The following is a 12,573-nucleotide window of genomic DNA, read 5'->3' as shown; positions in this document are numbered from 1 at the left end:
TCGGTTTCAGGTGCGCGAAGGCGTTAAATGGTAAACGCGTCTTGCAGGAGTTTTTCCTGCTGCTCGGCGTGCATCGATGCGTAACCACAAGCTGGGGCAGCAGAAGCCTCACGGCCCGCGTACTCAAGTACGAGAGACTTGTCGAGGTTACCGATGCTGCGACGCAAGTGGTGCTGGCTGCAGTACCAGGCGCCCTGGTTCATCGGCTCTTCCTGACACCAAACGGCATTTTTGACGTTGGTGTATGGAGCCAGGACTTCTTTCAAGTCGTCCTCAGGGAATGGATACAGCTGCTCGATACGCACGATGGCGATATCTTCACGGCCTTCGGCACGGCGTTTTTCCAGCAGGTCGTAGTAGACCTTGCCGCTACACAGAACAACGCGCTCGACCTTTTTCGGGTCCAGAGCATCGATTTCCGGGATCACGGTCTGGAACGAACCTTCGGCCAGATCTTCCAGGGTCGAGATGGCCAGCTTGTGGCGCAGCAGCGACTTCGGCGTCAGCACGATCAACGGCTTGCGCAGCGGACGAATCACCTGACGACGCAGCAAGTGGTAGATCTGTGCTGGCGTAGTCGGTACGGCAACCTGAATGTTGTGCTCGGCGCACAATTGCAGGTAACGCTCAAGACGTGCCGAGCTGTGCTCAGGACCCTGACCTTCGTAACCGTGTGGCAGCAACATGGTCAGACCGCAGAGACGGCCCCACTTGTGCTCGCCGCTGGTGATGAACTGGTCGATTACAACCTGTGCACCGTTGGCGAAGTCGCCGAACTGGGCTTCCCAGATCACCAGCGCATCCGGCGTGGTGGTCGAGTAACCGTATTCGAAGGCCAGTACCGCTTCTTCCGACAGGAACGAGTCGTACAGGTCAAAGCGTGGCTGACCGTCGTACAGGTGCTGCAGCGGAATGTAGGTACCCGCGTCTTTCTGGTTGTGCAGCACAGCGTGACGGTGCGAGAACGTACCGCGGCCGATGTCCTGACCGGTCATACGGATCGGGTGACCTTCGAACGCCAGGGTCGCGTACGCCATGGTTTCGGCGTAACCCCAGTTGATCGGCAGGCCGCCGGCTTGCATCTTCTGACGGTCTTCGTAGATCTTCGCGACCTGACGCTGAACCACGAAGCCTTCCGGAATTTCCAGCAGCTTGGCGGACAGTTCTTGCAGGGTCTTCAGATCAAAGCGAGTGTCGTGACGCGCAGTCCAGGCGTGGCCCAGATACGGACGCCAGTCCACGAACAGCTCTTTGTTCGGCTCTTTGACCAGCGATTTCACTACGTGCAGACCGTTGTCCAGCGCGTTGCGGTATTCATCGACTTTCGCCTGAACACGCTCTGCGTCCAGCACACCGCCCTGGGTCAGACGATCAGCGTACAGCTCACGGGTGGTGCGCTGTTTGGTGATCTGCTGATACATCAGAGGCTGGGTGCCGCTAGGCTCGTCAGCTTCGTTGTGGCCGCGACGACGGTAGCAGACCAGGTCGATCACCACGTCACGCTTGAACTGCATGCGGTAGTCGATGGCCAGCTGGGTCACGAACAATACGGCTTCCGGATCATCACCATTCACATGGAGGATCGGCGCCTGGATCATCTTCGCGACGTCGGTGGCGTACTCGGTGGAGCGCGAGTCCAGCGGGTTGCTGATGGTGAAACCGACCTGGTTGTTGATCACGATGTGCACGGTACCGCCGGTCTTGAAACCGCGGGTCTGCGACATCTGGAAGGTTTCCATGACCACGCCCTGACCTGCGAATGCAGCGTCACCGTGGATGGAGATCGGCAGAACCTTCTCGCCAGTGGCGTCATTACGACGATCCTGACGGGCGCGCACCGAACCTTCGACCACCGGGGAAACGATTTCCAGGTGGGACGGGTTGAACGCCATGGCCAGGTGAACTTCACCGCCGGCGGTCATCACGTTGGACGAGAAGCCCTGGTGATACTTAACGTCACCGGAACCCAGCTCGACCTTCTTCTTGCCTTCGAACTCGTCGAACAGCTCGCGCGGGTTCTTGCCGAAGGTGTTGACCAGCACGTTCAGACGGCCACGGTGGGCCATGCCGATGACGACTTCCTTGGTGCCGTAGGAACCGGAACGCTGGATCAGTTCGTCGAGCATCGGAATCAGGCTTTCGCCGCCTTCCAGACCGAAACGCTTGGTGCCCGGGTATTTGGTGCCCAGGTATTTTTCCAGGCCTTCACCGGCGGTTACGCGCTCAAGCAGGTGGCTCTTGATGTCGGCGGAGTACGTCGGACGACCACGCACGCTTTCCAGACGCTGCTGGAACCACTGGCGCTGCTCGGAATCGGTGATGTGCGTAAATTCAGCGCCGATGGTGCGGCAATATGTCTGCTGCAACGCTTCGTGAATTTCGCGTAGGCTCGCTTCCTCTTTGCCGATGAACAGGTCGCCGGCACGGAAGGTCGTATCAAGATCGGCATTGGTCAAGCCGTAATGATTGATCGACAGGTCTGCAGGTGCAGGACGCTGCCACAGCCCCAGCGGGTCAAGCTGGGCTGCCTGGTGGCCACGCATACGGTAGGCCTGGATCAATCGCAACACTTCAACTTGCTTCTTCTCGTGCTCACTGCTCACGCTGCCGGCGGAAACCGGTTGGGCGCGGCGCTGGTTCTTTGCCAGCAGCACGAAATGATCGCGAATCGTGGAGTGCGAAACATCAGTGGCAGAGTTGCCGTCGGCAGGCAACTTCTGAAAGTAGGTGCGCCACTCTTCTGGCACAGCGTTAGGGTCGTGCAGGTAGAGCTCATAAAGCTCTTCCACATAGGCAGCGTTTCCACCTGAAAGGTAGGCGCTGTTCCACATGCGCTGCATCACGCTTTCTTGCATGCTTGGTCACCCTCGGTTAGGGGAACACCATCGATGTCGACACCGAGCAAACTTGCAGAAGTCCGAATGCAGCGACTAAAACAAGCCACTTAGGATCACACTGATAGTCCGGGTACCAGCCCGGATGCCCCTGCTTGTCTCATTTCTTCAAAATAAGAGCGGCAGCTTTTGGCTACTGCTCTGGTTATAGCCATGACGCGGGTTGAAGCCCGCGCCACAGCCTCTACGGTACAGCGGTTACAGCAGCTGAATCACACGCCGCTCGAAAGCAGCATGTTACGGATGTGACCGATGGCCTTAGTCGGGTTCAGGCCTTTCGGACATACGTTGACGCAGTTCATGATGCCCCGGCAGCGGAAGACGCTGAACGGGTCATCGAGCGAAGCCAGACGCTCGGATGTCTTGGTGTCACGGCTGTCTGCCAGGAAGCGATAAGCTTGCAGCAGCGCAGCTGGACCCAGGAACTTGTCCGGGTTCCACCAGAAGGACGGGCAAGAGGTCGAGCAGCAAGCGCACAGGATGCACTCGTACAGACCGTCGAGTTTTTCACGCTCTTCTGGCGACTGCAGACGCTCGATGGCCGGAGCCGGCGTGTCGTTCTGCAGGTAAGGCTTCACCTTCTCGTATTGCTTGTAGAAGATGCTCATATCGACGACCAGGTCACGGATAACCGGCAAACCTGGCAGCGGACGAACGATCAGCTTGTTACCTTTTACAACGGCGGACAGCGGCGTGATGCACGCCAGACCGTTTTTACCGTTGATGTTCATGCCGTCGGAGCCGCAGACGCCTTCACGGCAAGAGCGACGATAGGAGAAACCCTCGTCCTGCTCTTTGATCAGAGCCAGCACGTCCAGCACCATCAGGTCTTTACCACCGGTATCGACCTGGAATTCCTGCATGAACGGCGCAGCGTCCTGATCAGGGTTGTAGCGATAAACACTGACATTCAACATGGCGGTCACCCTTAATAAGTCCGGACTTTAGGTTCGAAAGTCGGAACAGTCTTCGGCGAGAAGTTCACGGCACGCTTGGTGACGCGCTTGTCACCCGGGAAGTACAGGGTGTGGCACAGCCAGTTTTCGTCATCACGATCTTCAAAGTCTTCACGGGCGTGAGCACCGCGGGACTCTTTACGTACTTCGGCCGCGATGGCGGTAGCTTCAGCCACTTCCAGCAGGTTTTGCAGTTCCAGCGCTTCGATACGTGCAGTGTTGAACGCCTGCGACTTATCGTTGATCTTCACGTTGGCGATACGCTTGCGCAGATCGGCCAGCTGAGCAATACCCTTCTGCATGTATTCGCCAGTACGGAATACACCGAAGTAGTTCTGCATGCAGCTCTGCAGTTCGCGACGCAGGGTAGCGACGTCTTCGCCGTCAGTACGGCTGTTCAGTGCGTTCAGGCGCGACAGGGCAGCTTCGATGTCGGCTTCGGTAGCGTCGTCGTATTCGATGCCGTCGGTCAGGGCTTTTTCCAGGTGCAGGCCGGCAGCGCGGCCGAATACCACCAGGTCGAGCAGCGAGTTGCCGCCCAGACGGTTGGCACCGTGAACCGATACGCAAGCCACTTCACCTACCGCGAACAGACCAGGAATGATCTGATCCACGCCATCGGCGTTCTGGGTGATCGCCTGACCATGGATGTTGGTGGCAACGCCGCCCATCATATAGTGGCAAGTCGGAACAACCGGAACCGGCGCAACAACCGGGTCAACGTGGGCGAAAGTCTTCGACAGTTCGCAGATGCCTGGCAGACGGCTGTGCAGCACTTCCTCGCCCAGGTGGTCGAGCTTGAGCATCACGTGGTCGCCATTCGGACCGCAACCGTTGCCAGCGATGATTTCTTTAACCATCGAGCGAGCAACCACGTCACGACCGGCAAGGTCTTTGGCGTTCGGAGCATAACGCTCCATGAAACGCTCGCCGTGCTTGTTGATCAGGTAACCACCTTCACCACGGCAACCTTCTGTAACCAGTACACCGGCACCGGCGATGCCGGTCGGGTGGAACTGCCACATTTCGATGTCTTGTACCGGTACGCCAGCACGCAGAGCCATGCCGACGCCGTCACCGGTGTTGATCAGGGCGTTGGTGGTGGAAGCGTAGATACGACCTGCACCGCCGGTAGCCAATACGGTGGCTTTGGCGCGGATGTAGGAAGTTTCGCCAGTTTCGATGCAGATCGCGATCACACCGACGAAATCGCCTTCCTGGTTTTTCACCAGGTCGACAGCGTAGTACTCGTTCAGGAACGTGGTACCGGCTTTCAGGTTGCCCTGATAAAGGGTGTGCAGCAGGGCGTGACCGGTACGGTCGGAAGCTGCGCAAGTACGCGCAGCCTGGCCGCCTTTACCGTAGTCCTTGGACTGACCACCGAACGGACGCTGGTAGATACGGCCTTGTTCGGTACGCGAGAACGGCAGACCCATGTGGTCCAGCTCGAAAACCGCGGCCGGGCCTTCCTGACACATGTATTCGATAGCGTCCTGGTCACCGATGTAGTCGGAGCCCTTGACGGTATCGTACATGTGCCAGCGCCAGTCATCGTTCGGGTCAGCAGACGCGATCGCGCACGTGATGCCGCCCTGAGCGGATACAGTGTGCGAACGGGTCGGGAAAACCTTGGTGATCACGGCAGTCTTGTGACCACCCTGCGCCAGTTGCAGCGCAGCGCGCATGCCGGCACCGCCACCACCAATAATGATGGCGTCGAAAGAAATCGTTGGAATGTTAGCCATGACTCAGATACCCCAGAGAATCTGCACACCCCAGACGAAGTAAGCGAACATCGCAACGCCGCATACTGCCTGGAAAAGGAAACGTATCGCCGTTGCGGACTTGCCGAACGCCATCGGCGTCAGGTAGTCAGTCGCGATGGTCCACATGCCGACCCAGGCGTGAGCGCCGAGAGCAACAAGGGCCAGGAGGCTGAAAATACGCATCCCGTTGTGGGCGAACAGTTCATGCCACTGGGCATACTCGAGGCCAGGGTGGGCCACGACGTATCCGATCAGAAAGATGAAGTAAGCCGCGAGAACGACCGCAGACACACGTTGCGCCATCCAGTCATAGAGGCCCGAACGCGACAGGTTCGTGACGTTAGTTACCATATCCAAACTCCTGCCAGAACGATTACCACCACGGAAACGGCGATAACGATTTTCGAGCCCAGCTTGCCGCCTTCCAGCGTCTCACCGATGCCCATGTCCATGATCAAATGGCGCACACCGGCTACCAGGTGATACAGCAGAGCGGACAGGATGCCCCAAATCACTAGCTTGGCTAGCGGACTGGTCAGACACGCTTTCACCTGACCGAAGCCTTCCTCGGAGCTGAGCGACTTGTCCAATGCATAAAGCATGATGGCAAGGCACACGAAGAGGATGACACCGGAGATACGGTGAAGAATGGACGTGTAAGCAGTGACTGGGAGTTTGATGGTCCTTAGGTCTAGGTTTACAGGTCGTTGGCTTTTCACGGCTTTTTTTTCACACTGAAGAGCCCCTAACAATCAGGGCAAAGTTGTTGGGGAGTGCACTGGTCAGGTAACCACCACCCAGGGATGCGACCCCCAATGAAAGCAAGCCCAAAAGCCCTTGGCGGTCGGTGGCCGAGTATAGACAGTTAGGCTACTAATGACAACGCAATCACCTACCCCAAATAGCTGATTGCACAAGTCGTATAAAAGGCGTAAATGGCAGTCAATTTCGAGGAAAAAGTGCGCTTAAAGCCTTCTGGAGCAAGACTTTAGGCAAATTGACATTCGAATTTATCTCACTATAGTGGTGCGGGCCCTGCGTGGGGGGTCTGTCTGATGGTTCAAGCATAAATAGGAGGCCACATGGCTGACAAAAAAGCGCAGTTGATCATCGAGGGCGCAGCCCCCGTCGAGCTGCCCATTTTAACCGGCACCGTTGGTCCCGATGTAATCGATGTTCGGGGCCTGACGGCCACGGGCCGCTTCACTTTCGACCCAGGCTTCATGTCGACCGCCTCGTGCGAGTCGAAGATCACCTATATCGACGGCGACAACGGCATTCTGTTGCACCGCGGCTACCCGATCGAACAACTGGCTGAAAAGTCGGACTACCTGGAAACCTGCTACCTGCTGCTCAACGGCGAACTGCCGACCGCAGAACAGAAGGCCCAGTTCGTCAGCACCGTGAAAAACCACACGATGGTTCACGAGCAGTTGAAAACCTTCTTCAACGGTTTCCGTCGCGACGCCCACCCGATGGCCGTCATGTGCGGTGTAGTCGGCGCCCTCTCGGCCTTCTACCACGACTCCCTGGACATCAATAACCCGCAGCATCGCGAAATTTCCGCGATCCGTCTGGTTGCCAAGATGCCGACCCTGGCAGCGATGGTTTACAAGTACTCCATGGGACAGCCCATGATGTACCCGCGCAACGACCTGACGTACGCGGAAAACTTCCTGCACATGATGTTCAACACCCCGTGCGAGATCAAACCGATCAGCCCGGTACTCGCCAAGGCCATGGACCGGATCTTCATCCTCCACGCCGACCATGAGCAGAACGCTTCGACCTCCACCGTGCGTCTGGCAGGTTCTTCGGGTGCCAACCCGTTCGCTTGTATCGCCGCCGGTATCGCCGCACTGTGGGGCCCTGCCCACGGCGGTGCGAACGAAGCCGTATTGACCATGCTTGACGAGATTGGCGATGTTTCGAACATCGACAAGTTCATCGCCAAGGCCAAGGATAAGAACGATTCGTTCAAACTGATGGGCTTCGGTCACCGCGTTTACAAGAACCGCGACCCTCGCGCGACTGTAATGAAGCAGACCTGCGACGAAGTACTGAAGGAACTGGGCATCAACAACGATCCGCAACTCGAACTGGCCATGCGCCTGGAAGAGATCGCGCTGACCGACCCGTACTTCATCGAACGCTCGCTGTACCCGAACGTCGACTTCTACTCGGGGATTATCCTCAAGGCGATCGGCATTCCGACCAGCATGTTCACTGTGATTTTCGCGCTGGCGCGTACTGTTGGCTGGATCTCCCACTGGAAAGAAATGCTCTCCAGCCCGTACAAGATTGGCCGTCCGCGCCAGTTGTACACCGGCTACGAGTCGCGTGACATTACCAAGCTGGAAGACCGCAAATAAGATTTGTCTTGCGATAACGTCTTAAGTTGTATCGGGAACGGCCTCTATTTATATAGGGGCCGTTTTTGTTTGTCTGGGATTTGGGGCTTTGGGATTGGGATTGGGGGCATATCCGTTGCTGCGGGTGTTGCCGCTGGCGGTTTCGCTCTTACAGCGAGTCACCTTTTCCAAACGCCGAAAAGGTAACCCAAAAGGCTTTGCCCCGGCGTACGGCACTTCGCTGAGGCTCAGTGTTCCCTCGCTACGGTGTCCATCCGGGGGCATCGCCTACGGTTTGCTTCGCTGCACCTCCTCTCGATGTGTTCGACTTCGTCGAACGGCGCTGCGCGCCTAACCCCCGGATGAACACCTACGCTCGGCCTGCCGATGGGGCAAAAGATCAAAAACCAAAGCCAAAGCCAAAGCAAGATCACAAGCCAGATCAAGAGCCCCTCACCCTAGCCCTCTCCCGGAGGGAGAGGGGACTGACCGAGGTGTTTGGGAGAGGTACGCCGACGTGCAATACCGCGTTGAACTCAGGCTCTGAAAAGCAAACGAATCGGCCCATCACCCTCCCTGAGAGAGAGGGGACTAACTGAGGTATTTGAGAGAGCTACGCCGACTTGCGATACCGCGTTGAACTCAGGCTCTAAAAAGCAAACAAATCAGCCCCATTTCCTTCCACTACCGGAGGGAGAGGGGACTGACCGAGGTGTTTGGGAGAGGTACGCCGACGTGCAATACCGCGTTGAACACAAATTTTGAAAAGCTCACCATCGGCTCCCTCTCCCTCGGGAGAGGGCTGGGGTGAGGGGCGAATCCAACACAAAACCACAGCCGACCGCGCTGTGTTCTTCACCACTCAACAGGATGAGCGTTAGCTCGGCCGCAGCTCTTGATCTGTAAGGCGACGTCGGAAGGCTGAGTGGAGGGATTGATCCGGACGGGGGAGCGCAGCGACCGTTTGGCGCAGCCAAACACAGCGAGAGGAGGTGCAGCGAAGCAAACCGTAGGCGCTGCGCCCGGATCGATCCCGCAGCGAAGGAACCCCGAGCCCCGGCGAGCGGGCCGCACGTAGGAGCAAGCGTTTTTTTTCTTACTTTTTTTAGGCGTTTGTAAAAAAAGTGAGTCGCCGTAAGGGCGAAACCCTAATCAGCCGTTACCGCAGCAACGGATATGTACACAGCTCTAGCCGATAACCGCCCAATAAAAATGCCCCGATCTCTCAACCGGGGCATTCAGCACAACATTACAAAACCATCAAACCATCAATGCGAAACCGCCCCACTCGCCCCCAACCCAGTCTGCGAACGCACAAACTGCGGGAAGAACAGCGCCCGCTCGTTATCCGCAGCCGTCGACTTGTCAGTAATCGAGAAGAACCAGATCCCGACAAAAGCAATGATCATCGAAAACAACGCCGGATACTCGTAAGGGAAGATTGCCTTCTCATGATGCAGAATCTGCACCCAGATGGTCGGGCCAAGGATCATCAAGCCCACCGCACTCACCAGACCCAACCAGCCACCAATCATCGCGCCCCGAGTGGTCAGCTTCTTCCAGTACATCGAAAGCAACAGCACCGGGAAGTTACAGCTGGCAGCGATCGAGAACGCCAAGCCCACCATGAACGCAATGTTCTGGCTTTCGAACAAGATACCCAAGCCAATAGCCAGAATACCCAGCGCAACCGTGGTGATCTTCGAAACGCGAATCTCATCCTTGTCGTTAGCCTTGCCCTTCTTGATCACGCTGGCATACAGATCGTGAGAGACCGCCGAAGCACCGGCCAGGGTCAGACCCGCCACTACCGCCAGAATGGTCGCAAACGCTACAGCCGAGATAAAGCCCAGGAAAATACTGCCGCCCACCGCGTCAGCCAGGTGCACCGCCGCCATGTTATTGCCGCCGAGCAGAGCGCCCGCCGCATCTTTGAAGGCCGGGTTGGTGCTGACCAGCAGGATCGCGCCGAAGCCGATGATGAACGTCAGGATGTAGAAGTAACCAATGAAGCCAGTGGCGTAGAGCACGCTCTTACGCGCTTCTTTGGCGTCACTCACGGTGAAGAAACGCATCAGAATGTGCGGCAGGCCAGCGGTACCGAACATCAGTGCCAGGCCGAGGGAGAACGCCGATACCGGATCTTTCACCAAACCGCCCGGGCTCATGATCGCCTCACCTTTCGGGTGAACCTTGATCGCCTCGGAGAACAGCATGTTGAAGTCGAAGTTGACGTGCTTCATCACCATCAGCGCCATGAACGAGGCACCGGACAGCAGCAGCACCGCCTTGATGATCTGCACCCAGGTGGTCGCCAGCATGCCGCCGAACAGCACGTACATGCACATCAGGATACCGACCAGAATCACCGCCACGTAGTAGTCGAGACCGAACAGCAGCTGGATCAGCTTGCCGGCACCAACCATTTGCGCGATCAGGTAGAACGCCACCACCACCAGCGAGCCGCAGGCCGATAGCGTGCGGATCTGGGTTTGCCCGAGGCGGTAGGACGCCACGTCGGCAAAGGTGTATTTCCCCAGGTTACGCAGACGCTCGGCGATCAGGAACAGAATGATCGGCCAGCCCACCAGGAAGCCGATCGAGTAGATCAGGCCATCGTAGCCGGAGGTGAACACCAGCGCGGAAATCCCCAGGAAGGAAGCCGCGGACATGTAGTCACCGGCAATCGCCAGACCGTTCTGGAAACCGGTGATTTTGCCGCCCGCCGCGTAGTAGTCGGCAGCCGACTTGTTACGCTTGGACGCCCAGTAAGTGATGCACAGGGTCGCACCGACGAACACCACGAACATGGCAATCGCCGCGACATTGAGCGGTTGTTTGTGAACTTCACCGGTCAGGGCGTCAGCGGCCCAGACCGCAGGCGCGAACGCCGAGATGCTCAGAAGAGCCAGTAGACGCCGGATCATTGCTGAGCCTCCTTGAGAATCGCATTGTTCAGGTCGTCAAACTCGCCATTGGCGCGGCGCACATAGATACCGGTCAGGACGAAGGCCGAGACAATCAGACCGACACCGATCGGAATGCCCCAGGTAATCGAAGATTCAGGACTGAGTTTCGCCCCGAGCACTTGCGGCCCGTAAGCGATCAACAGAATGAATGCGGAGTACAGCCCGAGCATGATTGCCGAGAGAATCCAGGCGAATCGTTCCCTTTTCTGAACCAGCTCCTTGAATCGGGGACTGTTTTGAATCGAGAGGTAAATGCTGTCGTTCATTGTTTTTATCCTCGCAGCACAGATTATTGTTGGAACATAGCTAATGTATGCGGCTGCGAGCGCGGTAACAGACGACCTTAGTAGTAGAACGCCATGACACTTTTGCCAATTTCCGGTACACACAAAACAACTGTGGGAGCGAGCTTGCTCGCGAAGGCGTCGGATCAGTCGATATTTGCATCAACTGACAGATCGCATTCGCGAGCAGGCTCGCTCCCACAGGGTTAGGCGGTGTGGCGGTTATTTGGTCCAGTCAGCCACGCGATCCGGGTGTTTGGCCACCCAATCCTTGGCCGCGGCTTCAGGTTTGGCACCGTCCTGAATCGCCAGCATGACTTCGCCGATTTCGTCTTTCGACGCCCACTGGAAGTTCTTCAGGAACTTGGCCACTTCCGGCGCTTTGGTTGCCAGCTCTTTGCTGCCGATGCTGTTCACGGTTTCAGCTGCGCCATACACGCCTTTCGGGTCGTCGAGGAAGCGCAGTTTCCACTTGGCGAACATCCAGTGCGGCACCCAACCCGTGACGGCGATGGATTCGTTTTTCTTCTCGGCACGGGTCAGCTCGGCAATCATGCCGGCGCCGGAACTGGCTTTGAGGCTGTATTTGTCGAGACCGTAATCCTTGATCGCCTGATCAGTCTTGAGCATTACGCCTGACCCGGCATCGATGCCGACGATACGGTTTTTGAAGGTGTCGTCGGTTTTCAGGTCTTCGATCGACTTGGCTTTTACATACTCCGGCACGATCAGGCCGATTTTCGCATCCTTGAAGTTCGGGCCGTAATCGACGACCAGATCCTTGTTTTTCGTCCAGTATTCGCCGTGGGTCACGGGCAGCCAGGCCGAGAGCATGGCGTCGAGTTTGCCGGTGGCTACGCCCTGCCACATGATCCCGGTGGCGACGGCTTGCAGTTTCACGTCGTAGCCGAGTTTCTGCTTGATCACTTCGGCCGCTACGTGGGTGGTCGCAACGCTGTCGGACCAGCCGTCAACGTAACCGATGTTCAGGGTCTGTTTTTCTGCGCTGGCGAAAGTGGAACTCATCGCAAGCACCAAAGCAGCACTTGCGCCTAAAAGTCGTCGCATCTTCATCGTTACTTCCCCGAAATGCTGCGCCCGACGGATGACGGGCGGCGTCAACGTATTGTTATGGTGCACGGCGCCCCCATCACGCCTGACCGCAAACTCGTTCGTCGTCAGCGGAGTACTGACGCTTTCGATCATCAACCTGACGCCCGCAGCGACCTGCTCTGTCAGCGACCTCAAGGCAACGAGAAACGACATCAGAAGGCCATTAATCGCGGCTATATAAATGACGCCAAATAATCCGCCCGAACTTTGCATGTCAAAATCATGCGGGCCACCAACCCC

9 protein-coding genes are annotated in these 12,573 nt (G+C 57.3%); 1 reads left to right on the top strand and 8 read right to left on the bottom strand.

From position 1 onward, the window contains the following. Positions 1-23 precede the first annotated feature (23 nt). The 5 genes from AB4O01_RS28745 to sdhC all read right to left on the bottom strand — a co-directional run bounded on the left by AB4O01_RS28745 (position 24) and on the right by sdhC (position 6,335). Entirely contained in the window at positions 24-2,855 is a 2,832-nt protein-coding gene (locus tag AB4O01_RS28745; RefSeq protein WP_186624874.1) for a 2-oxoglutarate dehydrogenase E1 component, read from the bottom strand. 251 nt (positions 2,856-3,106) lie between these two features. Beyond that, positions 3,107-3,811: a succinate dehydrogenase iron-sulfur subunit gene (locus AB4O01_RS28740; protein WP_093440161.1), complete on the bottom strand. Its 705-nt coding sequence runs from the start codon at positions 3,809-3,811 to the stop codon at positions 3,107-3,109. Between the two features lie 11 nt (positions 3,812-3,822). After that, positions 3,823-5,595, bottom strand: a complete 1,773-nt coding sequence (gene sdhA, locus AB4O01_RS28735) for a succinate dehydrogenase flavoprotein subunit (RefSeq protein ID WP_099758391.1) — start codon at positions 5,593-5,595, stop codon at positions 3,823-3,825. Between the two features lie 3 nt (positions 5,596-5,598). Continuing rightward, on the bottom strand, positions 5,599-5,967 hold the full coding sequence (gene sdhD / locus AB4O01_RS28730) for a succinate dehydrogenase, hydrophobic membrane anchor protein (protein ID WP_003222999.1): 369 nt from the start codon (positions 5,965-5,967) through the stop codon (positions 5,599-5,601). Beyond that, entirely contained in the window at positions 5,961-6,335 is a 375-nt protein-coding gene (gene sdhC, locus AB4O01_RS28725) for a succinate dehydrogenase, cytochrome b556 subunit (RefSeq protein ID WP_016773673.1), read from the bottom strand. The genes sdhD and sdhC overlap by 7 nt, the downstream gene beginning before the upstream one ends. 363 nt (positions 6,336-6,698) lie before the next feature. Here sdhC and gltA point away from each other — a divergent pair, with 363 nt between their 5' ends. Beyond that, positions 6,699-7,988, top strand: coding sequence for a citrate synthase (gltA, locus tag AB4O01_RS28720; protein WP_039763648.1), 1,290 nt, complete (start codon positions 6,699-6,701; stop codon positions 7,986-7,988). Positions 7,989-9,235: 1,247 nt separating this feature from the next. Here the strand turns inward: gltA and AB4O01_RS28715 are convergent. The 3 genes from AB4O01_RS28715 to AB4O01_RS28705 all read right to left on the bottom strand — a co-directional run bounded on the left by AB4O01_RS28715 (position 9,236) and on the right by AB4O01_RS28705 (position 12,294). Further along, on the bottom strand, positions 9,236-10,894 hold the full coding sequence (locus tag AB4O01_RS28715; RefSeq protein ID WP_093439909.1) for a cation acetate symporter: 1,659 nt from the start codon (positions 10,892-10,894) through the stop codon (positions 9,236-9,238). Next, positions 10,891-11,202, bottom strand: coding sequence for a DUF485 domain-containing protein (locus AB4O01_RS28710; RefSeq protein ID WP_093439905.1), 312 nt, complete (start codon positions 11,200-11,202; stop codon positions 10,891-10,893). The genes AB4O01_RS28715 and AB4O01_RS28710 overlap by 4 nt, the downstream gene beginning before the upstream one ends. Before the next feature lie 240 nt (positions 11,203-11,442). Then, a complete protein-coding gene (locus AB4O01_RS28705) occupies positions 11,443-12,294 on the bottom strand; it encodes a glycine betaine ABC transporter substrate-binding protein (protein WP_034151546.1) in 852 nt (283 codons plus the stop codon). Positions 12,295-12,573: the final 279 nt, after the last annotated feature.

The organism is Pseudomonas sp. S2_E02 (assembly GCF_054668355.1).
Note: the sequence above shows the minus strand (reverse complement) of the source record. Positions and strands in the feature narration are given on the sequence as shown.

Bases quoted from the DNA above. Each gene is read 5' to 3' on its own strand.
- sdhD (WP_003222999.1), bottom strand. From the start codon at position 5,967: ATGGTAACTAACGTCACGAACCTGTCGCGTTCGGGCCTCTATGACTGG.
- sdhA (WP_099758391.1), bottom strand. From the start codon at position 5,595: ATGGCTAACATTCCAACGATTTCTTTCGACGCCATCATTATTGGTGGT.
- AB4O01_RS28705 (WP_034151546.1), bottom strand. From the start codon at position 12,294: ATGAAGATGCGACGACTTTTAGGCGCAAGTGCTGCTTTGGTGCTTGCG.
- AB4O01_RS28710 (WP_093439905.1), bottom strand. From the start codon at position 11,202: ATGAACGACAGCATTTACCTCTCGATTCAAAACAGTCCCCGATTCAAG.
- AB4O01_RS28740 (WP_093440161.1), bottom strand. From the start codon at position 3,811: ATGTTGAATGTCAGTGTTTATCGCTACAACCCTGATCAGGACGCTGCG.
- AB4O01_RS28715 (WP_093439909.1), bottom strand. From the start codon at position 10,894: ATGATCCGGCGTCTACTGGCTCTTCTGAGCATCTCGGCGTTCGCGCCT.
- gltA (WP_039763648.1), top strand. From the start codon at position 6,699: ATGGCTGACAAAAAAGCGCAGTTGATCATCGAGGGCGCAGCCCCCGTC.
- AB4O01_RS28745 (WP_186624874.1), bottom strand. From the start codon at position 2,855: ATGCAAGAAAGCGTGATGCAGCGCATGTGGAACAGCGCCTACCTTTCA.